Annotated in this window: 22 protein-coding genes, 1 pseudogene and 1 riboswitch; of the genes and pseudogenes, 19 read left to right on the top strand and 4 right to left on the bottom strand. The window is 68.1% G+C overall.

What is annotated here, in order from left to right:
- Positions 1-99: 99 nt before the first annotated feature.
- Both OP498_RS16810 and OP498_RS16805 read right to left on the bottom strand, forming a co-directional pair.
- The gene (locus tag OP498_RS16810; protein WP_280550127.1) at positions 100-1,518 is read right to left on the bottom strand and encodes a DegQ family serine endoprotease; all 1,419 of its coding nucleotides are present in this window, start codon (positions 1,516-1,518) and stop codon (positions 100-102) included.
- Between the two features lie 65 nt (positions 1,519-1,583).
- Positions 1,584-2,147 (bottom strand): ATP-dependent zinc protease, encoded by a 564-nt coding sequence (locus OP498_RS16805; RefSeq protein ID WP_280550129.1) that lies wholly within the window; start codon positions 2,145-2,147, stop codon positions 1,584-1,586.
- 285 nt (positions 2,148-2,432) lie between these two features.
- Positions 2,433-2,552, top strand: a riboswitch (TPP riboswitch).
- Here OP498_RS16805 and OP498_RS16800 point away from each other — a divergent pair.
- The 15 genes from OP498_RS16800 to OP498_RS16730 all read left to right on the top strand — a co-directional run bounded on the left by OP498_RS16800 (position 2,542) and on the right by OP498_RS16730 (position 17,288).
- A complete protein-coding gene (locus tag OP498_RS16800; protein WP_280550131.1) occupies positions 2,542-3,930 on the top strand; it encodes a sodium:solute symporter in 1,389 nt (462 codons plus the stop codon). (Overlaps the previous riboswitch by 11 nt.)
- Positions 3,931-3,999: 69 nt before the next feature.
- Positions 4,000-5,688, top strand: coding sequence for a dihydroxy-acid dehydratase (ilvD, locus tag OP498_RS16795; protein WP_280550133.1), 1,689 nt, complete (start codon positions 4,000-4,002; stop codon positions 5,686-5,688).
- A 275-nt stretch (positions 5,689-5,963) separates the two neighbouring features.
- Positions 5,964-7,415, top strand: a complete 1,452-nt coding sequence (locus OP498_RS16790; protein WP_280550135.1) for a YfcC family protein — start codon at positions 5,964-5,966, stop codon at positions 7,413-7,415.
- Positions 7,416-7,490: 75 nt separating this feature from the next.
- Positions 7,491-8,738, top strand: a complete 1,248-nt coding sequence (locus OP498_RS16785; RefSeq protein ID WP_280550138.1) for an arginine deiminase — start codon at positions 7,491-7,493, stop codon at positions 8,736-8,738.
- 18 nt (positions 8,739-8,756) lie between these two features.
- A complete protein-coding gene (gene argF, locus OP498_RS16780) occupies positions 8,757-9,758 on the top strand; it encodes an ornithine carbamoyltransferase (RefSeq protein ID WP_280550140.1) in 1,002 nt (333 codons plus the stop codon).
- Between the two features lies 1 nt (position 9,759).
- Entirely contained in the window at positions 9,760-10,671 is a 912-nt protein-coding gene (arcC, locus tag OP498_RS16775) for a carbamate kinase (RefSeq protein ID WP_280550142.1), read from the top strand.
- Positions 10,672-10,680: 9 nt separating this feature from the next.
- Positions 10,681-12,075, top strand: a complete 1,395-nt coding sequence (gene atpD, locus OP498_RS16770; RefSeq protein ID WP_280550144.1) for a F0F1 ATP synthase subunit beta — start codon at positions 10,681-10,683, stop codon at positions 12,073-12,075.
- On the top strand, positions 12,072-12,485 hold the full coding sequence (locus OP498_RS16765; protein WP_280550146.1) for a F0F1 ATP synthase subunit epsilon: 414 nt from the start codon (positions 12,072-12,074) through the stop codon (positions 12,483-12,485). Before atpD ends, OP498_RS16765 begins: the two co-directional genes overlap by 4 nt.
- Complete coding sequence (locus OP498_RS16760; RefSeq protein WP_280550148.1) at positions 12,482-12,790, top strand: AtpZ/AtpI family protein; 309 nt, start codon at positions 12,482-12,484, stop codon at positions 12,788-12,790. The genes OP498_RS16765 and OP498_RS16760 overlap by 4 nt, the downstream gene beginning before the upstream one ends.
- The gene (locus OP498_RS16755) at positions 12,777-13,082 is read left to right on the top strand and encodes a hypothetical protein (RefSeq protein WP_280550150.1); all 306 of its coding nucleotides are present in this window, start codon (positions 12,777-12,779) and stop codon (positions 13,080-13,082) included. Before OP498_RS16760 ends, OP498_RS16755 begins: the two co-directional genes overlap by 14 nt.
- Positions 13,073-13,792, top strand: coding sequence for a F0F1 ATP synthase subunit A (locus tag OP498_RS16750; protein ID WP_280550151.1), 720 nt, complete (start codon positions 13,073-13,075; stop codon positions 13,790-13,792). The genes OP498_RS16755 and OP498_RS16750 overlap by 10 nt, the downstream gene beginning before the upstream one ends.
- Positions 13,789-14,076, top strand: coding sequence for a F0F1 ATP synthase subunit C (locus OP498_RS16745; protein ID WP_280550153.1), 288 nt, complete (start codon positions 13,789-13,791; stop codon positions 14,074-14,076). Before OP498_RS16750 ends, OP498_RS16745 begins: the two co-directional genes overlap by 4 nt.
- Before the next feature lie 3 nt (positions 14,077-14,079).
- Positions 14,080-14,850 (top strand): hypothetical protein, encoded by a 771-nt coding sequence (locus OP498_RS16740; RefSeq protein WP_280550155.1) that lies wholly within the window; start codon positions 14,080-14,082, stop codon positions 14,848-14,850.
- On the top strand, positions 14,840-16,372 hold the full coding sequence (locus OP498_RS16735) for a F0F1 ATP synthase subunit alpha (RefSeq protein ID WP_280550157.1): 1,533 nt from the start codon (positions 14,840-14,842) through the stop codon (positions 16,370-16,372). Before OP498_RS16740 ends, OP498_RS16735 begins: the two co-directional genes overlap by 11 nt.
- Positions 16,356-17,288 (top strand): FoF1 ATP synthase subunit gamma, encoded by a 933-nt coding sequence (locus tag OP498_RS16730; protein WP_280550160.1) that lies wholly within the window; start codon positions 16,356-16,358, stop codon positions 17,286-17,288. Before OP498_RS16735 ends, OP498_RS16730 begins: the two co-directional genes overlap by 17 nt.
- 32 nt (positions 17,289-17,320) lie before the next feature.
- Here the strand turns inward: OP498_RS16730 and senA are convergent, their stop codons facing one another.
- Positions 17,321-18,670: a selenoneine synthase SenA gene (gene senA, locus OP498_RS16725; protein WP_280550162.1), complete on the bottom strand. Its 1,350-nt coding sequence runs from the start codon at positions 18,668-18,670 to the stop codon at positions 17,321-17,323.
- 23 nt (positions 18,671-18,693) lie between these two features.
- Here senA and senB point away from each other — a divergent pair, with 23 nt between their 5' ends.
- From senB to OP498_RS16710, 3 genes are all read left to right on the top strand, one after another.
- The gene (gene senB, locus OP498_RS16720; protein ID WP_280550164.1) at positions 18,694-19,689 is read left to right on the top strand and encodes a selenoneine biosynthesis selenosugar synthase SenB; all 996 of its coding nucleotides are present in this window, start codon (positions 18,694-18,696) and stop codon (positions 19,687-19,689) included.
- A 172-nt stretch (positions 19,690-19,861) separates the two neighbouring features.
- Positions 19,862-20,092, top strand: coding sequence for an antitoxin MazE family protein (locus tag OP498_RS16715; RefSeq protein WP_280550165.1), 231 nt, complete (start codon positions 19,862-19,864; stop codon positions 20,090-20,092).
- Positions 20,089-20,412, top strand: a complete 324-nt coding sequence (locus OP498_RS16710; protein ID WP_280550166.1) for a type II toxin-antitoxin system PemK/MazF family toxin — start codon at positions 20,089-20,091, stop codon at positions 20,410-20,412. The genes OP498_RS16715 and OP498_RS16710 overlap by 4 nt, the downstream gene beginning before the upstream one ends.
- Before the next feature lie 91 nt (positions 20,413-20,503).
- Here OP498_RS16710 and OP498_RS16705 read toward each other — a convergent pair.
- Positions 20,504-21,090 (bottom strand): annotated as a pseudogene (locus tag OP498_RS16705) (recombinase family protein).
- Between the two features lie 313 nt (positions 21,091-21,403).
- Here OP498_RS16705 and OP498_RS16700 point away from each other — a divergent pair.
- The coding region (locus OP498_RS16700) for a PhzF family phenazine biosynthesis protein (RefSeq protein WP_280554484.1) at positions 21,404-21,539 on the top strand (136 nt) is incomplete at its 3' end.

The raw sequence follows: 21,539 nt of genomic DNA, 5'->3' as shown, positions 1-21,539 counted from the left end.
CGTGGCAACATGTGCAAGTCGTTTATGACATGCACAGTACAGCGCCCCGGCGGCGTTACCACCGGGGCGCTGACTCATGGCAATGACTGGGCTCTGGGGTCACTCACTGCCGAGACTCAAGGCAACGAAGTAGGAGTTGCCGTCACGGTAGAGCCGCACTGGGATCGCCTGGCCTTCCGGCAGGTCGGCGACGATATCGGCCAGCTGTTCGGGGCTCTCCACCCGCTGCTGCCCGATGCTCACCAGCACATCGCCCGGGCGGATCCCGGCGGCTGCCGCGCGTCCGGCTGGGTCGACATCGGCAATGCGCACGCCATGGTCGATACCGAGCTGTTGGCGCTCGGCGTCGCTCAAGGGCTGTGCCGCGATGCCGAGACGGGCCGGTTCGCTCTCGTTGCCGGCCTGGTCGGCACCCGCGTCCGGCCACTCGCCAACCTCCAGGGTGATCGACTGCCGCTCGCCTTCACGCAGCACCAGCAGCTCGACCTCCTCGCCGGGGGCCACGCCGCCGATCAGCCTGGGGAGCGTGGAGGAGTGGTCGACCTCCTGGCCATTGGCTTCCAGGATGATGTCGCCCGCCTGGAGCCCGCCTTCTGCCGCCGGGCCGTCGGGGGCCAGGTCCGCGATCAGGGCGCCTTCGGCCTGGTCCAGTCCGAAGGCGCTTGCCAGGTCCCGGGAAACCGGCTGGATCCTGACGCCGAGCCAGCCGCGGCTGACGTAACCCTCATTGCGCAGCTGGTCGGCGACATCCATGGCCACATCGATCGGGATGGCGAAGGAGAGCCCCATGTACCCGCCGCTACGCGTCAGGATCTGGGAGTTGACGCCGATCACCTCCCCTTCCAGGTTGAACAGTGGCCCACCGGAGTTGCCCGGGTTGATGGCCACGTCGGTCTGGATGAAGGGCACATAGACATCCTGGGGCAGGGTGCGGTTGATGGCACTGATGATGCCGGCCGTCACGGAATGATCGAAGCCGAAGGGGGAGCCGATGGCGGCGACCCACTGGCCCACTTCAAGGTCTCCCGCCTCGCCCATGTCGAGGGTGGGAAGGTCGTCGGCCTCGACCTTGAGCACGGCGACATCGGTCTTGTCATCGGTGCCCACCAGCTCGGCCTCGAGTTCGCGCCGGTCGTTGAGGCGCACCAGGATCTCGTCGGCCCCCTTGACCACATGGGCATTGGTCATGATGTAGCCGTCTTCATCGAAGATGAAGCCCGAGCCCAGCGAGCGGCGCTCCTGGTTGCCCTGGCCCCGGCCGCCGCCGGGGGGCATGGGGATGCGGTCACCGAAGAAGTGCCGGAAGATCTCGGGTATCTCCTGGCCGCCGAACTGGCCGCTGGGGGGTGCCTGTCGCTCGACCGTTCGGGATGTCGAGATGTTGACGACGGACGGGGCGGCGTCCTCCACCAGTTGGGTGAAGTCCGGCAGGCGCTGTTGCGCCAGCGCGGGCTGGGAAGCGACAACGAGAAGTCCCAGCAGCACTAGCCAGGAAAGCGTGCGTGTCTTGACTGTCACGATGGGCTCCTGTGGCATCGGTTGGATGGTGTCATGGTCGGCAGCGGTACCCTCCGTGGGGGCCGTCATACGCCGATATCCTCGTCATACTCCTTCTCGGAGTGTGGCTTGACGGGCGAATCATCATTGCATTCGGGCTCGTGCATGAAGGTGCGGGTCGTCTCGACGCTGCCCAGGTCCTGAATGGTGCGTCGCCCGAGCAAGACCGGGTAGTTCATGTTGTCGCGATCCTCCAGGCTGAACTGCTCCTCACGAAGCGTCTCTCCCATGCAGATCGTCATCAGCACGACGGGCCGGCTCTCTTCCCCTCCGGCACCAACCACACGCAGGTCGCGAAACACCGGACGCTCGAAGGTCTTCGAGACGACATCGTCCGTCTCTTCATCCTCGACCTCGACGGTAAAGCGAACCCAGTCCTCTCCGTCGCGCTCGAACGTCTCGATCTCCTCGGCCTGCATCGATGATGTCAGGGCACCGGTATCCAGCTTCACCTTGACCTCCGTGCCCCACGGCTCGATGGTGGCCTTCTCGATCCAGCCATAGGTGGCGGTGTCGGCCGCCTGGGCGGCACTCCCCAGCAGTCCGGCGCCGAGCAAGGCCAGCAGTGTTCTCGGGATCGGTCTGTGCATGCGTTTCCTCCTTGACTACACGTGGGTGATATCGGTGATGCGAATGACAATGCGTCCATGGCCCATGGCCTCGTTCTGCGACCTTGCTTGTGGAGAAGGAGTTCCGTCATCGCCGAGAGGCGCCCCTCGAGAGAGACGTTTGGGGTGCGTTGCCGGGCGCGCCGGCAAGCCCACGGGAATCGGGCCCGGGTGGTCGCCAGGGGAAGGCGGCGCTATGATGTCCCTCGATCCCGTCGCTATCGGCCAGCCAGGCCACGATGCGAGGCGCGATCCCACCATCCATTCACTTGTCGCCAGGGGAGTCCCGCTGCCGCACGCGTCGGCCGGGGCTGAGAGAGCGCATGGCGCTGACCCTGGAACCTGATCCGGTTCATACCGGCGGAGGAAGTGCGACATGCCTTACCTGACGTCTGCCGTGCTCGGCGCGGCGCTGCTGTGCTTTGCTTTCCTGGGCCTGCGGGCCCGCCGGGCCGATGGCCCCCTTGACGACTATGTCACCGCGCGCAACTCCCAGGGCGCCCAGTCGCTGGGCCTCTCCTTCCTGGCCTCGGGGATGGGCGCCTGGATCCTCTTCGCGCCGCCCGAGATCGGCGCCTTCGTTGGCCCCTTGGCACTGGCCGGCTATGCCATCGGCTCGGCGCTGCCGTTCATCGTGCTGGGGCTCTACGGCCCTGTGATCCGGCGCCACCTGCCGGAGGGGCGCAGCATCGGCGAGTTCGCCGAGGCCTGCTATGGTGCCGGGGTACGGCGCTGGGTATCGCTGGTCTCGGTGCTCTACATGGCCTGCTTCCTGGCCGCGGAGCTCACCGCCATCGGGGCCATCACCGCGCTGCTCTCGGATGTGCCGCCGGCGCTGGTGGTCATCGGCGTGGCGGTCGCCACGCTACTCTACACGGCGGTGGGCGGCCTGCGGGCGAGCCTGGCCACCGACCGCTGGCAGGCCTGGCTGCTGGTCGCGCTGCTGGCGGTGGTTGGCGGCGTGGCGCTGATGCGCCTGCCCGAAATGCCGGTGGACGCCACGCTGCCCTCTATTCCCACCGGCAGCGCCCTCGCCGTGGCGCTGACCCTGGTAATCGCGGTGACCGCGGCGAACCTCTTCCACCAGGGCTACTGGCAGCGGGTCTGGGCGGCGCGGGACGACCGCGCCCTGGGGCGCGGCGCCTGGCTGGGCGGCGGCATCACCGTGCTGGTGGTGATGGCGGTCGGCGGCCTCGGCACGCTGGCGGCCATGGCCGGCGTGGCGTTGGGCGAGCCGCCGATCCCCTTCTTCGCGCTGCTCGCACAGGCGCCGGGCTGGCTGGCCCTGCCGGCGCTGGTGCTGGCGGTCACCCTGGTCGCCTCCAGCGTGGATACCCTCCAGAACGGCCTCGCCTCGCTGGTGGTGGCGGGCTCCGGCCGGCGTGGGCTCTCCCTCGGCGCGGCCCGCTGGGTCACGGTGGCGCTGATGGTGCCGGTGGTGATCGTGGCGCTGCAGGGGCTCTCGGTGCTGCGGCTGTTCCTGATCGCCGACCTGCTCTGCGCGGCCATCGTGGTGCCGGTGCTGCTGGGTCTCTGGTCGCGGATGAGCGCCACGGCCGCGGTGGCCGGCGGCGTGGCGGGCATGCTCGGCGCCATCCTGCCGGGCTGGGTGGCCCAGGGCAGCCTCGCGGCGGGCGTGCTGGCGGCCAGCTTCCCCGGCAGCATCCCGACCCTGCCGCCGTTCCTGGGGGCGCTGGTGGCCTCCACCCTGGTCAGCCTGCTGGTCGCCGGGCTCCGGCTGGCGGGGAGGGGGCGTCCGGCCTGAGCGGTTGCCAGGCCGCGCCAGGAAGGCCACTCTCTGGGGATCCATTATGATCGATCAGAGGAGGCCCCCATGAGCGATATCCCGAAGGATCCCCGTCGCCGCCACTCCGCCCCGGTGGTGGACGGGGTCGGCAAGTCCGCCAGCCGCGCGATGCTCCGGGCGGTGGGCTTCACCGACAGCGACTTCGCCAAGCCCCAGGTGGGCATCGCCTCCACCTGGAGCAACCTCACCCCCTGCAACAGCCATATCGACGAGCTGGCCCGCCGGGCCAGCGACGGCGCCGATGCGGCCGGCGGCAAGGGGGTGATCTTCAACACCATCACCATCTCCGACGGCATCGCCAACGGCACCGAGGGCATGAAGTACTCGCTGGTGTCGCGGGAGGTGATCGCCGACTCCATCGAGACGGTGGCCGGCTGCGAGGGCTTCGACGGCCTGGTGGCCATCGGCGGCTGCGACAAGAACATGCCGGGCTGCCTGATGGGCCTGGCGAGGCTCGATCGCCCCAGCGTCTTCGTCTACGGCGGGACCATCCTGCCCGGCGAAGGCCACACCGACATCGTCTCGGTGTTCGAGGCCATGGGCGCCTACAGCCGCGGCGACCTGGACCTGATCGAGGTGAAGCAGATCGAGGAGACGGCGATTCCCGGCCCCGGCTCCTGCGGGGGCATGTACACCGCCAACACCATGGCCTCGGCCATCGAGGCGCTGGGCATGAGCCTGCCGGGCAGCTCGGCGCAGAATGCCGTCTCCCGGGACAAGCGAGAGGACTGTGAGGCCGCCGGTGCGGCGGTACTCACGCTGCTCGAGCGCGACATCAAGCCCTCCGACATCATGACCCGCCAGGCCTTCGAGAACGCCATCACCATGGTGATCGCCCTGGGCGGTTCCACCAATGCGGTGCTGCACCTGATCGGCATGGCCAGCACCATCGGCGTCGCGCTCTCCCTTGAGGATTTCACCACCATCGGCAAGCGCGTGCCGGTGGTGGCCGACCTGCGGCCCAGCGGCCACTACATGATGAGCGAGCTGGTGGCGATCGGCGGCATCCAGCCGCTGATGAAGACCCTGCTCGACGCCGGTCTGCTGCACGGCGACTGCCTGACCGTGACCGGCCAGACGCTGGCCGAGAACCTGGCCGATGTCGCCCCCTATCCCGATGACCAGCAGATCATCGCGGCGCTGGATCGGCCCGTGAAGGCCGAGAGCCACCTGCGCATCCTCTACGGCAACCTTGCGCCGGAAGGGGCGGTGGCCAAGATCACCGGCAAGGAGGGAACGCACTTTGCAGGCTCCGCCCGGGTTTTCGGCTCCGAGGAGGAGGCCCAGGCGCGCATCAACGACGGCACCGTGGTGGCCGGCGACGTGGTGGTGATCCGCTACGAGGGACCCAAGGGCGGCCCCGGCATGCGCGAGATGCTCACGCCCACCTCGGCGATCATGGGCCGGGGGCTCGGCAGCGAGGTGGCACTGATCACCGACGGGCGCTTCTCCGGCGGCAGCCACGGCTTCGTGGTGGGCCACGTGACCCCCGAGGCCTTCGACGGCGGCCCCCTGGCGCTGGTGGAGGATGGCGACCTGATCACCCTCGATGCCGAGGCCGATACCATCGACGTCGACCTGCCTGACGAGGAGCTGATGCGCCGTCGTGCGGCCTGGCGCCAGCCCGAACCGCGTTATGCGCGGGGGGTGTTGGCCAAGTACGCGCGAACGGTGAGCTCGGCCTCCACCGGGGCGGTGACCGATCTGCCGGAGTGATGCTCCCCTGCTTCTGCTGCCTCCCCGTCCGCGGCCTGCGTCGTTTTGCCGCGGTGTCCCGTCAGGCACCGTGTGGCCCCGGCACGGCCGTGCGGTGCCCTCCTGTCGTTGGTTGACCTTCATCACCCCCGGGCACCGAGGCCGGCGGCTTGGACTATCCTGTGTCAAGACGGGCTCGCTTCGAATGGCGACGGAGCCTGCCGAGGTGTTCGAGGACCTGGCCTGGCCTCGAGCATGCGGTTGATCACACTTGGTCGATGACAGGGAGACGCGCCATGACCCAGGACGGCAAGCCAACCCCCGACGCGGAACGTGACCTCGCCTCGCGTTTCCCCACCGCCTACACCATCCTCTTCGGCCTGATCATCCTCGTCGCCGCCCTGACCTGGATCATCCCGGCCGGACAGTACGACCGGGCCATGAACGAGGAGGTCGGCCGCGAGGTGGCCGTGCCCGGCACCTACCAGACGGTGGAGTCCAACCCGCAGGGGTTCGTCGAGGTCATGCTGGCCCCCACCGCCGGCTTCTACGACCCGGACAGCTATGCCGCCAACGCCATCGATGTGGCGCTGTTCATCCTGTTCCTCGGCGGGTTCCTGGGCGTCATGAACGCCACCGGGGCCATCGACACTGGCATACGCAGCGCCATGCGACACCTGGAAGGCCATGAGATCTGGATGATCCCGATCCTGATGACACTGTTTGCCCTGGGCGGAACGACCTATGGCATGGCGGAGGAAACCCTCGCCTTCTACGCCATCCTGATCCCGGTGATACTGGTGGCCGGTTACGACGCCGTCACCGGCGTGGCCATCATCCTGATTGGCGCGGGCATCGGGGTACTCGGTTCCACCATCAATCCATTTGCCACCGTCATCGCGGCCAACGCGGCCGATATTCCCTTCACTGATGGCATCGTGCTGCGGTTCATCTTGCTGATCGGCGGCCTGCTGATCTGCATCGCCTATGTCATGCGCTATGCCGCACGCGTCAAGGCCGACCCCTCCCGTTCTGTGGTTGCCAAGCAGTGGGACGCCCACCGGCGCCTGTTCCTGAAAGGGCAGGAGGGCGACGACATCGAGAACGCCACCCTCACCGCCACTCAGATCATCGCGTTGACGATCTTCGCCCTGACCTTTGCGGTCATGATCTGGGGCGTCTCCACCCAGGGCTGGTGGATGGCGCGCATGGGGGCCCTGTTCTTCGGCGCCGCCATCGTGATCGGCCTCGTCGCCCGTCTGGGCGAGAAGACGCTGACCAGCAGCTTCGTCGACGGGGCCCGGGAGCTGCTGGGCGTGGCCCTGGTGGTCGGCCTGGCACGCGGCATCGTGGTGATCATGGAGCAGGGCATGATCGCCGACACCATCCTGCACAGTGCCGAGGCGTCGCTGGGGGACCTGCCCCAGCTCGCCTTCATCAACCTGATGTTCTGGATCGAGGTGGGCATGAGCTTCTTCGTGCCTTCGTCCTCCGGCCTCGCGGTGCTTTCCATGCCGATCCTCGCCCCGCTGGCGGACTTCGCGAACGTCGGGCGGGACCTGGTGGTGACCGCCTACCAGTCCGCCAATGGCCTGGTGAACCTGATCAATCCCACCTTCGCGGTGGTGATCGGCGGCCTGACCATCGGTCGCGTCTCCTACGACCGCTGGCTGGTCTTCATCTGGCCGCTGCTGCTGATACTGACCCTCTTCATCAGCCTGGTCATCAGTCTCGGGGCCCTTCTCTGATGAAGGGGGTGAATAACAGCCGTGACGAATGGCCGTGTTCAACGCCCATGACGCCCGACGGAAAGGAGTGCTGCCATGACTGACCCTTCCCATGACGCGCCGCCCGACCTCGGCGTGCATTCCGAGACCGGCATCCTGCGGCAGGTGATCGTCTGCCGGCCGGGCCTGGCCCACCGGCGGCTGACCCCCTCCAACTGCGATACCCTGCTCTTCGACGACGTCTTCTGGGTCAAGCAAGCCCAGAAGGATCATGACGTCTTCGCCGGCGTGATGCGGGGAAGGGGCGTGGAGGTCCTCGACGTCAACGCGCTGCTGGCCGAGACCCTCGATATCCACGAAGCCCGCGCCTGGGTGCTGGACCACCGGATCACCTGGAACCACATCGGGGTGGGCATGATGTCGGACCTGCGCGCCTGGATGGACGAGCTGCCGAGCAGGACCCTGGCCGAGTTCCTGATCGGCGGCCTGGAAGTGGGTGACCTGCCCTTCGACCCGGTGGGGCTCTTCGGCAACCACCTCGGCCACTTCGGCTTCGTGCTGCCGCCCCTGCCCAACTTCCTGTTCACCCGCGACAACAGCGCTTGGATCCACGGTGGCGTCACCCTCAACCCGATGTTCTGGAGTGCCCGCCAGCCGGAGACCCTGCTGATGGCCGCCATCTACGCCTTCCATCCGGCCTTCGCGGGCCGAGTGAAGGTGCATTGGGGGGATCCACTGGCCGACCATGGCCTCGCCACCCTGGAAGGCGGCGACATCATGCCGGTGGGGCACGGCACGGTGCTGGTGGGCATGGGCGAGCGCTCCTCGCCCCAGGCCATCGGCCAGCTGGCGAAGGCGCTGTTCGAGGAGGGCAGCGTCCACCGAGTAATCGCCTGCCAGCTCCCCAGGGCCCGGTTGGCCATGCACCTGGACACGGTCTTCACCTTCTGTGGCGGCAACGTGGTGACCGCCTTCAAGGAGGTCGCGGATGGGGTGGTCTGCTACGACCTGCGTCCCGGCGAGGAGGGCAGGACGCTGGCCTTCCGCCAGGACCCGCGCCACCTCTTCGACCTGGTCGCCGAGGTGCTGGGGTATGGGGCGCTGGACGTGGTGCCTACAGGCGGCGATACCCCGGAGGAACGCGAGCGTGAGCAGTGGAACGACGGCAACAACGTGCTGGCGCTGAGTCCCGGTGTCGTCGTGGGCTACGATCGCAACGACGACACCAATGCGGCACTGGAGGCGGCGGGCATCGAGGTGCTGGCCATTCCCGGTGCCGAGCTGGGCCGGGGGCGCGGCGGCGGGCGCTGCATGAGCTGCCCCACCCGCCGTGACCCGATCTGACAGGGAAGGAACCGCACCATGGCATTCAATCTCAAGCACCGGCATTTCCTGACACTGCGCGACTTCACCCCGCAGGAGATCGGCTTCCTGCTGAAGCTGGCCGCGGACCTCAAGGCCGCCAAGTACGCCGGCACCGAGGTGCCGACCCTCGTGGGCAAGGACATCGCGCTGATCTTCGAGAAGGACTCCACCCGCACCCGGGTCGGCTTCGAGGTGGCGGCCTACGATCAGGGCGCCCGCGTCACCTACCTCGGCCCCAGCGGCAACCACCTCGGTCACAAGGAGTCGGTGAAGGACACCGCCCGGGTCCTGGGCCGGGTCTACGATGCCATTGAGTACCGCGGCTTCGGGCAGGCCATCGTGGAGGAGCTGGCCGCCCATGCAGGCGTGCCGGTCTACAATGGCCTGACCAACGAGTTTCACCCCACCCAGATCCTCGCGGACCTGCTGACCATGCAGGAGCACGTGGAGAAGCCGCTGCGCGAGGTGTCCTACGTGTTCCTCGGCGATGCCGCCAACAACATGGGGGACAGCCTGCTGATCGGCGGGGCCAAGATGGGCATGGACGTGCGGCTCTGTGCGCCCAGGGCCTGCTGGACCTCCCCGTCCGTGCAGGAGGAGGTCAGGTCGCTCGCGGCAGAGACCGGTGCCAGGATCATGATCACCGACGACATCGACGAAGCCGTGGCCGGGGTCGATGTCGTCTACACCGATGTCTGGGTCTCCATGGGCGAGCCCAAAGAGAAGTGGGCCGAGCGCATCAAGCTGCTGATGCCCTATCAGGTGAACGCCGACCTGATGGCCAGGAGCGGCAATCCCCGGGTACGCTTCATGCATTGCCTGCCGGCGTTTCACAACACCGAGACCTCGGTGGGCAGGGAGATGAAGGAGACCTTCGGGCTCGATGCCATGGAAGTGACCGAGGAGGTGTTCGAGAGCCCCGCCTCCATCGTCTTCGACCAGGCCGAGAACCGGCTCCACACCATCAAGGCGGTGCTCGTCGCGACCCTGGGAGGCTGACATGCTGGTGGTGGTGGCACTGGGCGGCAACGCCCTCCTGAAGCGCGGCGAGCCGCTGACGGCCGCGGCGCAACGCGGTAACGTGCAGTTGGCGGTCCGCGCGCTGGCCGAGATCGTGCACGCCGGGCACCAGCTGGTGATCACCCATGGCAACGGCCCCCAGGTGGGCCTGCTGGCGCTGCAGGGCGCGGCCTATCGGCCGGACGAGGCCTATCCGCTGGACGTGCTGGGCGCTGAGAGCGAGGGCATGATCGGCTACATGATCGAGCAGGAGCTGGAGAACGCGCTCGACCATGATCGCCCGGTGGCCACTCTGCTGACCCAGGTGGTGGTGGACCCCCGGGATCCCGCCTTCGCCAATCCCACCAAGTTCGTCGGGCCGGTCTACGAGCGGGACGAGGCCAAGTGTCGCGCGGCAGCGGCCGGCTGGCAGATCGCCCGGGACGGCGACAAGTGGCGCCGGGTCGTGCCCTCGCCGACGCCGCTGGAGATCCCGGACTTGCGGGTGTTGCAGCTGCTGCTCGCCCAGGACGTGGTGGTGGTCTGTACCGGGGGCGGCGGGATCCCGGTCCTGCGCCGGGAGGACGGCAGCATGATCGGCGTGGAGGCGGTGATCGACAAGGACGCCGCCAGCGCGCTGCTGGCGCGCCAGCTGGGTGCCGACGCCCTGCTGCTGTTGACCGATGTCGACGGGGTGTACCGGGATTACGGCACCGACGCCGCGAGCCCGGTCCACGAACTGACGGTGGCCCAGGCCCGGGAGATGGCCCTGCCGGCCGGTTCCATGGGGCCGAAGCTGGCGGCCGCCTGCGACTTTGCCCAGAATGGGGGTATCAGCGGCATCGGCCGGCTGGTTGATGCCTTCGCCATACTGGAGGGAACGGCAGGCACGCGGGTGTCGGCCGACGCATAGGATGCGCTGATGACGCAGCATGAAGCCCATTTGGAGGCCGAGGAGGCCACCGGTTCCATCGTCGCCATTCGCGGCGGCGTCGTGGACGTCAGGTTTGCCGGGCAGGTCCCCGGCATCCGGGAGCTGCTCTATGCCGGAAAGGTCGGCCTGGAGGTGGCCGGCCTGGCGGACGATGGGGTGGTGCGCTGCATGGCGCTGGGGCCGGTCAGGGGGCTGGGACTCGGCATGCCGGTGCGGGCCACCGGCGCGCCGATCAGCGTGCCGGTCGGCGACGCCGTGCTGGGGCGCATGCTCAACGTGTTCGGCGTGCCGATCGACCGCAAGCCGGCCCCGGCGAGCGAGGAGCGGCGCTCCATCCACCAGCCATCGCCGCGGCTCGAGGATCGGGTCGTGCGCAGCAAGGTACTGGAGACCGGCATCAAGGCCATCGACCTGCTGTCGCCCATCGAGCGGGGCGGCAAGACCGGCCTGTTCGGGGGCGCCGGCGTGGGCAAGACCGTGCTGATCACCGAGCTGATCAACAACACCGTGCAGCAGCACAAGGGCGTGAGCCTCTTCTGCGGCATCGGCGAGCGCTCCCGCGAAGCGGAGGAGCTCTACCGCGAAATGGGCGAGGCCGGCGTGCGCGACAACACCGTGATGCTGTTCGGCCAGATGAACGAGGTGCCCGGGGTGCGATTCCTGGTCGGCAAGACCGCCCTGACCATGGCGGAGTACTTCCGCGACGATCAGCAGCGGGACGTGCTGCTGCTGATCGACAACATCTTCCGCTTCGTGCAGGCCGGCTCCGAGGTCTCCGGGCTGATGGGCCGCATGCCTTCGCGGGTGGGCTACCAGCCGACGCTGGCGACCGAGCTGGCGGAGCTGGAGGAGCGCATCACCTCCACCCGCAAGGCCGCCATCACCTCGGTCCAGGCCGTCTACGTGCCGGCCGATGACTTCACCGACCCCGCGGCCGCGCATATCTTCTCCCACCTGTCGGGCTCGGTCGTGCTGTCGCGCAAGCGGGCCAGCGAGGGCCTCTACCCGGCCATCGATCCCCTGGCCTCCTCCTCGGTCATGCTCACGCCCTCGGTGGTGGGGCAGCGGCACTACGACATCGCCCGGGCGGTGCGCCGCACCCTGGCCGAGTACGAGGAGCTTCGCGACATCATCGCCATGCTGGGCATCGAGGAGCTCTCGGCCGCCGACCGGGCCACCGTCGCCCGCGCCCGCCGGCTGGAGCGCTTCCTGACCCAGCCCTTCTTCACCACGAGCTCGTTCACCGGGACCGAGGGCAAGCGCGTGTCCATCGACGATACCCTCGAGGGGTGCGACACCATCCTGAACCAGACCCGTTTCGAGCATGACGAGGGTGACTACTACATGATCGGCGCACTCTCCGACCTGAAGGAGGAGGCATGAGCCTGTCAGCCGAGATGCAGGTGACCCTGCGGCTGCCGACCCGGACCCTGTTCGAGGGCCCGGCGACTCGGCTGTTTGCGGAGGCGGAGAACGGGGCCTTCGGCATGCTGCCGAACCATATCGACTTCGTCACCGCGCTGGTGCCCTCCGTGCTGATCCTGACCCTGGCGGACGGCCAGGAACGGATCTTCGGCATCGACGAGGGGCTCCTGGTGAAGAAGGGCCATGACGTGGACATCGCCATCCGGCGGGGCGTCCAGGGCCGCGACCTGGCCTCGCTGAGGGAGACCGTGCAGGAGAGCTTCGTCGAAGTGGATGAAGAGGAGCGTGTGGCCCGCTCTGCCCTGTCTCGCCTGGAGGCGGGCATGGTGCGGCGGTTTGCCGACCTGCAGCGGCCCAAGACGCCATGACCCGCAAGCGGAAGTCTCCGGTGGAGGACATCGGCCGTCGCGCCCGGCGTCGGGAGAGGGCGCGGGACGACCCGGGCGCGAGCCCGCTGCGGGGGCTCGGGGTCTTCGGCATGATCGGCTGGTCGATAGCGGTGCCCACCGTGGGCGGCGCCTTTCTGGGGCTGTGGCTCGACCGCCACATGCCGCAGGCGTTTCAGTGGACCATTGCCCTGATCCTGGGGGGCGTGGCGCTGGGCAGCTTCATTGCCTGGGCCTGGGTCAGCAAGGAAGCCAACGACAAGGGGGACGAGCATGATGACGATTGACTGGCACGTCGTGATCACCGGCTTCGGCGCCGGTGTCGCCGTCAGTATCCTGTACTTCCTGGGCCTGGCGCTGAGCGTCCGCCTGGCGCTGCGCCTGACTCGGCCCGTGTCGGTCCTGCTGCCCAGTGGCGCGCTGCGGATCGGGGGGCTGCTGGCGGCCGGCTGGTGGGTGACCGAGGGGGGAAGGCTGGGCTGGGCGTTGGCCGGTTATGCGCTTGCCTTCTTCCTGGTGCGTTTCATCGCCACCCTGATGGCCCGGCTACCCCGGGTAAAGGAGGCCGGATGCAACTGACACCCGACGAGACGACGGTCTTCACCCTCTGGGGCCTCGGCATCAACGAGACCGTGGTCAATACCTGGATCGTCATGGCCGTGCTGACCATCGCCTCGATGCTCGTGACCCGGAAACTGCGGCCGGACGTGCCGCCGAATCGCTGGCGAACGACCCTGGAAGTGATCGTCACCGGGATCCAGCGGCAGGTCGAGGAGGTCTCGCCACAGTCGTCGCGCCACGTCCTGTACTTCTCGGGCACGCTGTTCCTGTTCATCGCGCTGTCCAACCTGCTGCTGGTCGTGCCGGGCTTCACACCGCCCACCTCGTCGCTCTCGACCACCGCGGCCCTGGCCCTGTCGGTGCTGGTCGCCGTGCCGCTGTTCGGCATCAGCCGGCAGGGCATCGGCGGCTACCTGAAGACCTACATCCAGCCCTCCATCGTCATGCTGCCCTTCAACATCATCAGCGAGTTCTCCCGGGGCATCTCACTGGCCATCCGCCTCTACGGCAACGTGATGAGCGGCGCGGTGATTGCCGGCATACTGCTGGGCCTGGCGCCGTTCTTCTTTCCCGTGGTGATGGACGTGCTGGGCCTGCTGACCGGCCTGATCCAGGCCTACATCTTCGCCATCCTGGCGACCGTCTATATCGCGTCGGCCACGGCCACCGTCAAGAAGTCCGACCACGATCTCGACAGCGAACGTGAACATAAGGAGCAAGATCGATGACAGATGCAGCCTTGATTGCGGCCGTTTCCATCCTCGCCGCGGGACTGACGGTATCGTTCGGTGCCATTGGCCCGGCGCTGGGGGAGGGCCGCGCCGCGGCCGCCGCCCTGAACGCCATCGCCCAGCAGCCGGATTCTGCCTCCACCCTGTCGCGGACCCTGTTCGTCAGCCTGGCGATGATCGAGTCCACGGCGATCTACTGCTTCGTGGTGGCGATGATCGTGCTGTTCGCCAACCCGTTCATTGGCGCCTTCCTCCAAACCACCCAACCGGCGGCAGGCTGAGCCATGTCGATCGACTGGGTTACCGTCCTCGCCCAGATCGCCAACTTCCTGGTGCTGGTCTGGTTGCTGAAGCGCTTCCTCTACAAGCCGATCCTCAAGGGCATCGATTCACGCGAGGCCGAGATTGCCGAACGGATGGGGGAGGCCAAACGGGCCAAGGACAAGGCGGCTGCCGCGGAGGCGGACTTCGTGGCACGGCAGCAGAAGCTGCAGGCCGACCAGGACGCCCTGGCGGAGCGGGTGCGTGAGCAGGCGAAGCAGCAGCGGGACGCCCTGCTGGCCGAGGCCCACGAGAAGATGGAGCAGGAACGCCAGGATACCCTGGCCCACCTGGCCCGCGAACGGGAACGCTTCACGTCGGAACTCTACCAGGCGAGTGCCGAGACGCTCTACCAGCTGGCCGGCCGGGCGCTGCATGACCTGGCCGACGAGCGCCTGGAGGAGCACATCGCCCTGCACGTGATCGGCAAGCTGGCGCCGCTGTCGGACGAGCTGGCCTCGGCCGCTGAGCATGCCGAGGAAGCGGTGGCTACCACCCATGACCCGCTGCCGGAGGGCGCCCGGCAAGAGGTGAAGGCCGCACTCCAGGCCCGGGTGCCCGGCCTTCCCCTGCGCTTCGCCACCGATGAGAGCCAGTCCCCCGGCCTGGTCCTGCGCATCGGTAGCCTCGAGCTCGCCTGGACGGTCGACAGCTACACCGATGAGCTGGTCGAGCTGCTCAAGGAGCGCCTGGCCAGCGGCGAGTCGGGCAGGGTGAACGCTCATGGCGGATGAAACGCACCGGCCCGACGTGCAGGACTTCATCGACCTCCTGCTTGACAGCCCCGCCCCCTCGCCGGTGCTGGCCGAGGTGGGGACGGTCGCCACCGTGGGCGACGGGATCGCCGTGGTCTCGGGGCTCGGGCGGGCCCTGTCGGATGAGCTGCTGGTCTTCGCCTCGGGGGTTCGCGGCGTGGTGCTGGACCTCGAGCCGGACCGGCTGGGCGTCGTGCTGCTGGGCCCCTCGGAGCGCGTGAGGGCCGGTGAGGATGTCTGGCGCACCCACAAGGTGATCAGTGTCCCGGTGGGACCGGGCCTGGTCGGCCGGGTGGTCAACGCCACCGGCCAGCCCCGGGACGGCAAGGGCAGGGTGACTGCCGTGGCCGAACGGCCGGTGGAGGCCCGGGCGCCGGACATCCTCAGCCGCGGGCCCGTCACGCGCCCCTTGGCGACGGGCCTCAAGGCGATCGATGCCGCGGTGCCGGTCGGCCTGGGGCAGCGGGAACTGATCATCGGTGACCGCCAGACCGGCAAGACCTCCATCGCCCTGGATACCATCCTCAACCAGGCCCGCTCGGAGGTCCTGAGTATCTATTGCGCCATCGGCCAGCGCGGGGACGCGGTGGCCAGGGTCATCGAGGCGCTCCGGGAGAGCGGGCAGCTGGCCAACACCATCGTGGTCGTCGCCGGCGACGAGGACGCGCCGGGCCTGGCCTATATCGCGCCCTATGCGGCGATGACGATGGCGGAATACTTCGCCGACCAGGCCCGGGACGTGCTGGTCGTCTTCGATGACCTCACCCACCACGCCCGCTCCTATCGGGAGCTCTCGCTGCTGCTGCGGCGACCGCCGGGGCGCGAGGCGTTCCCCGGGGACATCTTCTACGTGCATGCCAGGCTGCTCGAGCGGGCCGGCCAGTTCACCGAGGAGGCCGGGGGCGGTTCCATCACCGCCCTGCCGGTGGTGGAGACCCAGGCGGAAAACCTCTCGGCCTACATCCCGACCAACCTCATCTCGATCACCGACGGCCAGATCTACCTGTCGCCGCGGCTGGTGCGCAAGAATCAGTTCCCGGCCGTGGATCTCGGGGTGTCGGTGTCGCGGGTGGGCGGCAAGGCCCAGCACCGCGCGTTCCGGGACGTCGCCGGCAACCTGCGCGTCACCCTCTCCCAGTTCGAGGAGCTGGAGGACTTTGCTCGCTTCGGCACCCGCCTGGACGACGCCACCCGGGCTCGCCTGAGCCGGGGCGCGGCGGTCCGGGCGGCATTGCGCCAGCCCGAGCGGGACCCGGTACCGGCCGTGGAGCAGCTGCTGGTGCTGCTGGCGGCGATGGAGGGCATGTTCGACGGGCTGTCGGAGACCGAGGTGGTGGCCGCCATGGACACCATCCGGGCCTCGGTGGGCGACGCCCTGACGGGGGTCGCCACGCGCATCGCCCGCAACGAGCCCCTGGACGAGGAGGACCGCGCCGCCATCCTCTCGGTGGCGCGCACCGCCCTCGGCAAGTCGGAGGACGGCCGTGACGCAGACGCTTGAAGCCCTGACCCGCCGCGACGATACGCTGACCAGCATCCGCGGAATCGTGCACACCATGAAGACGATCTCGGCCATCAACGCCGTGCCCTTTGATCGTGCCGCCCGCTCCATCGAGGCCTATCACCGGACGGTGCGCAGCGGACTGCAGGCGTTTGTCGCCAGAACCGGCCCCATCGCCATGCCGGCCGTGGAGCCGGCCGAGAGCATCGTGGTGGTATTCGGCTCCGACCATGGCCTGTGCGGCAACTACAATGAACTGCTCGCCGAGAAGGTGCAGGCGGAACTCGTGCCGACGACGGCCGAAGGCTGTGCGCTTCGGGTGCTGTGTGTCGGCGCCCAGATGCATGACGCCCTGGCGGGGCAGGGCCTCAGCCCCGAGAGCGTGCTGCTGCCGCCGGCCTCGGCGGATGGCATCGGGCGCCTGGCGGGCAGCATCGTCACCCGGCTGGACGACATCGGCGGCGGCGAGCCTCACCATCGCAAGGTCACGCTGGCCTTCACCCGGCGCGCCGGACGCGGGCAGCACGAACCGGTGCTGGTGCCGCTGCTGCCCCTGGGGCAGGCGTTCCTGTCGGAGCTCGCCGGCCGGCCATGGCAATCCCGCTCCCTGCCCGACTATTCGATGCCCAGCGCCGAACTGTTTGCCGCGCTGTTGCGCAGCCATATCTTCGCCAGTGTCTTCCGGGCCTCGGCCGAGGCCATGGTCACCGAGAATGCCGCACGGTTGGCCCTGATGCAGCAGGCCGAGCAGTCGGTGGACGACCGCCTGGACGAGGTGAAGGGCCAGCTGCGATCGGTGCGCCAGGATGAGATCACCACCGAGCTGCTGGACGTCATCATCGGCTTCGAGGCGCTGCGTAACTCTTCTCGCAGCTCTTCTCGCAACGTTCCTCGCAGGGCGTCCCGCGGGACCTGAGCCCAGGGGGCGGCGTTCAAGAATTGCGGCGCTCAACGGGCGCAGGTGCGAAAGCCGGCCAGGGTGTCGTGGCGGTCCGGGGTGAAGAAGTTGCGGTAGCTGTTGTGGGCCAGCCGAGAGCGGGTGGCCCAGGCGCCGCCGCGCAGCACGTAGCGCCCTTCCTGGAACCAGGGGGCCGAGTAGTCGCGGTAGAGCTCGGGCACGAAGCCCGGGAAGGGGGCGAAGGTCGAGGCCGTCCACTCCCAGACGTTGCCCAGCATCTGGCGACAGCCGAAGGCGCTGTCGCCCTCGGGCAGCGCGGCCACGTCCAGCGGGCCGAGCCGCCAGCCGTCCAGGTTGGCGAGGCCGGCATCCGGCGTCGCCTCTCCCCAGGGGAAGCGTCGCTTGCCGGGCGCGAGAGCGCTCCCGTCGGCCGACGGCGCACGGCTGGCGGCCACTTCCCATTCCGCCTCGCTGGGCAGGCGTCGCCCGGCCCAGCGGCACCAGGCCTCGGCCTCGTGCCAGCTGATGTGCACCACCGGCTGGTGGGGAGCCAGTGGCCGCCAGCGGTCGAAGCAGCGCGCCTCCCAGTGGCCGTCGGCGTCACGGCGCCAGTAGATCGGCCCCAGCAGCGTCTGGTGCTCGCGCCACTGCCAGCCGGCCTCGCTCCACAGCTCGCGCCGCGCGTAGCCGCCGTCCTCGACGAAGGCGGCGAACTCGCGGTTGGTGACCGGCGCCCGAGCGATCGAGAAGGGCGCCACCTCGACCTCCAGGGGCGGCTTCTCGTTGTCGAAGCGGAAGGGGAGGGTCTCGTCGGAGCCCAGCCGGTGGCGCCCGCCGGGGATGGCGACATCCCCGGGCAGGGCGCCGCTCGAGGCCTCGCCGGGGGCCTGGCCCGGTGGCGGCATGTCCAGGTCCGGGGCCGGGTCGCCGAGGGTCTGGCGGGTATAGAGGAAGGCCTCGCCATGCATGTCCTCGTGCAGGGTGGTGAGCTGGTAGACATAGCTCTGGGCGGCACTGGCGATGCCCTCGGGCAGGCGCTCGAGCATCGCTTGCTGCACCCGCGCCAGGTAGTCCAGTGTCTCGTCGCGGGAGGGTAGCGGTAGCGCCCAACGGTCGTCATGGGCGATGCTGCCGGAGTCGAAAAGCCGCTCGGCGCCGGCAAACTGGTAGTCGGGCAGGCCATACAGGCCGCGCAGGGCGAAGTGGTCGTGGAAGAATCCCAGGTGGCCGAGCTCCCACAGCGGCGGGTTGACGATCGCCAGGCGCGGGCCCAGCTCGCGGGCCTCGAGGATGTCCTGCATCAGCGCCAGGCTGCGGGTGCGGGCATCGACGAGCATCTCCGCCAGCTCATCGGCGGCCCGGGGCGGCGTCGGCGGTGTGCTGAGAGGTGTAGAGGGCATGCTGACTTCCTCGAGGAGATACCATGGCATTGAAGGTAGCCCTGATCAGCCCGGCGGGTCGAGGGTCCCGCGCCGGCAACCGCGCCACGGCGACCCGCTGGGCGGGGCTTCTGCGGGCACTGGGCTGCCGGGTGCGGATCGCCGGTTCGCAGGACGACACGGGCCAGTGGCTTATCGCCGGCCAGCCGCCCGACCTGGTGATGGCACTGCATGCCTGGCGCAGCTATGGGGCCATCCTCGCCTGTCGCCATGCCTTTCCGGGCTGCCCCCTGGTGGTGGTGCTGACGGGCACCGATGTCTATCGCTTCCAGCATAGCCATCCCGAAGCGTTTAAGGAGAGCCTGGCGGCGGCGGATGCCCTGGTCGGCCTGCATGACGGCCTGGCCGAGGACCTGCCCGCGCGCTTCCTGCCGCGGCTGCAGGTCGTCCACCAGTCGGCGCGGCCCCTGCCGCCCGGTGCGCCGCGGCCAAGTCAGCGACACCTGGACGTGCTGGTGGCCGGCCACCTGCGCGAGGAGAAGGACCCGCTGCGTGCCGCCCTGGCGGTGCGCGACCTGCCGGCGGCGTCGCGGCTGCGGGTCATCCAGCTGGGCGGGGCCCTGGACGAGGCCTGGGCCAAGGTGGCCCGCGACGAGATGGCGGCCAATCCCCGCTATCGCTGGCTCGGCGACCAGCCCCGCTGGCGGGTGCGCCAGTGGATGGCCCGGGCCCGGCTGATGGTGATCAGCTCGCGCATGGAGGGGGGCGCCAACGTGGTCAGCGAGGCCTGCGTGGCGGGCCTGCCGGTGCTGGCCTCCGACATCCCGGGCAACGGCGGCCTGCTGGGCGACGACTATGCCGGCTATTTCCCGGTGGCCGATACCGCGGCGCTGCGCGACCTGCTGCGCCGCGCCGAGGCGCAGCCGGCCTTCATCGAGGGCCTGCGCCGCCAGGTGCTGGCGCGCGCGCCGCTGTTCACGCCCGATGCCGAGCGCGAGGGGCTGGCGCGGGTTATCGCCGCCTGTGGCCTGCAAGCCTGACATCTCCTGGTGACGATGGGCGCCGGGGCAGGTCTCGGCGAGAGTGGAGTGTGATCTTTATGCCCATAGTCAATCATCGTAGGTCTTACGGTCGTTTCCTGGATAAGCTTCATGTTGCATGTAACGTAGAGGCATACTAGTATGCTACATGACACAGAGCGGAGGCATCGCCATGGTGGCAACCAATGACGTGAAAAAACGGGTAAAGAAGCACCGTGCCGCCCTGCGTGCGGCCGGCCTGCGCCCGATCCAGATCTGGGTACCGGATACCCGACAACCCGGCTTCGCCGAAGAAGCCCGCCGCCAGTGCGCTGTCGTGGCGGCTGCCGACGCCGGGGATCGCGATCTGCAGGACTTCATGGACGCGGCACTACAGGACCTGGACGACGAGGGTGACGCATGAGGCGCGGAGAGCTGGTGACCATTGCCCTGTCGGGTGACGTTGGAAAGCCTCGTCCTGCCCTCATCGTCCAGTCGGATCAGTTTGCCGGAACCGGCAGTGTGACGGTGCTGCTGCTATCCAGCACTCTGGTCGATGCGCCGTTGATCCGCCTCGATATTGAGCCCAACCCCGAAAATAGTTTGCAGCGACGCTCCCAGATCATGGTGGACAAGCCAATGACGGTGAAGCGAGAGAGAGTTGGAGAGGCCTTCGGCCACCTCGACGACAGCGCCATGATCGCTGTCAACAGAGCGCTGGCCGTCTTCCTGGGCTTTGCATGAGCGAAGCTCGTCCTGTCGACACCAGAACCAGACCTTTCTGAGCCTTTTCCAGCACCCAGCTGTCATTTTCAGAAGGCGACCGCACGGAGTGTCAGGAGTCGGCTGCACTGTGGTCTGGGGCATCGGGTTGGCTGGCCTTCAAGGCGGCGTAGAGGGCCGTCTTGCTGACCTTGAGGCGTGCAGCGGCCTCGCGGACGTTCAGCCCATTGGCCAGGTGTTCCCTGGCCCGCTTCAACTTGTCGTCGGTGACGACGGGCTTGCGTCCCCCTTTGCGCCCACGGGCGGCGGCAGCGGCCAACCCCGCCTTGGTGCGATCACGGATCAGGTCGCGCTCGAACTGACCCAGGGCGCCGAACACGTGGAAGATCAGCCGCCCACCGGGGGTGGTGGTGTCGATGGCTTCGGTCAGTGACCGGAATCCGACACCACGCGCCTCCAGGGTGCTCACCACCTCGATCAGATGCGGCAACGAGCGTCCCAGTCGATCCAGTCGCCACACGACCAGCACATCCCCGTCGCGGAGGACGCCAAGGCGGCCGTCAGCCCCGGTCGTTCCGCCTTGGCCCCGGAGACGGTGTCATCGAAGATTCGCTCGCACCCCGCCTTGCGCAGCGCATCTGTTTGCAAGGCGGTGTCCTGCTCCGCCGTCGAGACCCGCGCATAGCCGATCAGCGCCATTGACCGTCCCTTTTGTCCGTTAATCCATCCGCTTATCTTATTGTCCGAAAACCCATCAAACAAGGCTATTCTCGGACATTGTTCGGGTTGGCCGTCTAATGATCGTTTCCCGGACAGGGGTGCATCATGCACAGTAGCTCTGAGAAAGCGGGTTGTCGCTTTGGAAAAATGCGATTCCCTATTGAAAGGATTCTAATTTTGTTAGATTGAAATTAGTGCATGGCGAGATCAGAATTTAGCGGCACCTCACGCTGCCCGACTGTTGGGGCCAAGTTGACAAGCAGATAGTCAATAACACAGGAACTGAAAAATAATGAATAAACACCATTATTATCTTATCGATGTTTTCACTGACCGAGCATTTTCTGGAAACCCGCTCGCAGTATTTCCGCAATCCGACGAACTAGATTCCAACAAGATGCAGGCCATAGCCAACGAATTGAACCTAT

It is taken from the genome of Halomonas sp. 25-S5 (genome assembly GCF_029889845.1).
In the GTDB taxonomy this organism is placed as follows: domain Bacteria; phylum Pseudomonadota; class Gammaproteobacteria; order Pseudomonadales; family Halomonadaceae; genus Halomonas.
Note: the sequence above shows the minus strand (reverse complement) of the source record. Positions and strands in the feature narration are given on the sequence as shown.

What these genes read in the sequence shown, in the direction of transcription:
- OP498_RS16735 (WP_280550157.1), top strand. Translation starts at nt 14,840, where the DNA reads ATGGCGGATGAAACGCACCGGCCCGACGTGCAGGACTTCATCGACCTC.
- OP498_RS16745 (WP_280550153.1), top strand. Translation starts at nt 13,789, where the DNA reads ATGACAGATGCAGCCTTGATTGCGGCCGTTTCCATCCTCGCCGCGGGA.
- argF (WP_280550140.1), top strand. Translation starts at nt 8,757, where the DNA reads ATGGCATTCAATCTCAAGCACCGGCATTTCCTGACACTGCGCGACTTC.
- OP498_RS16800 (WP_280550131.1), top strand. Translation starts at nt 2,542, where the DNA reads ATGCCTTACCTGACGTCTGCCGTGCTCGGCGCGGCGCTGCTGTGCTTT.
- OP498_RS16785 (WP_280550138.1), top strand. Translation starts at nt 7,491, where the DNA reads ATGACTGACCCTTCCCATGACGCGCCGCCCGACCTCGGCGTGCATTCC.
- OP498_RS16765 (WP_280550146.1), top strand. Translation starts at nt 12,072, where the DNA reads ATGAGCCTGTCAGCCGAGATGCAGGTGACCCTGCGGCTGCCGACCCGG.
- arcC (WP_280550142.1), top strand. Translation starts at nt 9,760, where the DNA reads ATGCTGGTGGTGGTGGCACTGGGCGGCAACGCCCTCCTGAAGCGCGGC.
- OP498_RS16805 (WP_280550129.1), bottom strand. Translation starts at nt 2,147, where the DNA reads ATGCACAGACCGATCCCGAGAACACTGCTGGCCTTGCTCGGCGCCGGA.
- atpD (WP_280550144.1), top strand. Translation starts at nt 10,681, where the DNA reads ATGACGCAGCATGAAGCCCATTTGGAGGCCGAGGAGGCCACCGGTTCC.
- OP498_RS16790 (WP_280550135.1), top strand. Translation starts at nt 5,964, where the DNA reads ATGACCCAGGACGGCAAGCCAACCCCCGACGCGGAACGTGACCTCGCC.
- senA (WP_280550162.1), bottom strand. Translation starts at nt 18,670, where the DNA reads ATGCCCTCTACACCTCTCAGCACACCGCCGACGCCGCCCCGGGCCGCC.
- OP498_RS16760 (WP_280550148.1), top strand. Translation starts at nt 12,482, where the DNA reads ATGACCCGCAAGCGGAAGTCTCCGGTGGAGGACATCGGCCGTCGCGCC.
- senB (WP_280550164.1), top strand. Translation starts at nt 18,694, where the DNA reads ATGGCATTGAAGGTAGCCCTGATCAGCCCGGCGGGTCGAGGGTCCCGC.
- OP498_RS16715 (WP_280550165.1), top strand. Translation starts at nt 19,862, where the DNA reads ATGGTGGCAACCAATGACGTGAAAAAACGGGTAAAGAAGCACCGTGCC.
- OP498_RS16710 (WP_280550166.1), top strand. Translation starts at nt 20,089, where the DNA reads ATGAGGCGCGGAGAGCTGGTGACCATTGCCCTGTCGGGTGACGTTGGA.
- OP498_RS16740 (WP_280550155.1), top strand. Translation starts at nt 14,080, where the DNA reads ATGTCGATCGACTGGGTTACCGTCCTCGCCCAGATCGCCAACTTCCTG.
- ilvD (WP_280550133.1), top strand. Translation starts at nt 4,000, where the DNA reads ATGAGCGATATCCCGAAGGATCCCCGTCGCCGCCACTCCGCCCCGGTG.
- OP498_RS16750 (WP_280550151.1), top strand. Translation starts at nt 13,073, where the DNA reads ATGCAACTGACACCCGACGAGACGACGGTCTTCACCCTCTGGGGCCTC.
- OP498_RS16755 (WP_280550150.1), top strand. Translation starts at nt 12,777, where the DNA reads ATGATGACGATTGACTGGCACGTCGTGATCACCGGCTTCGGCGCCGGT.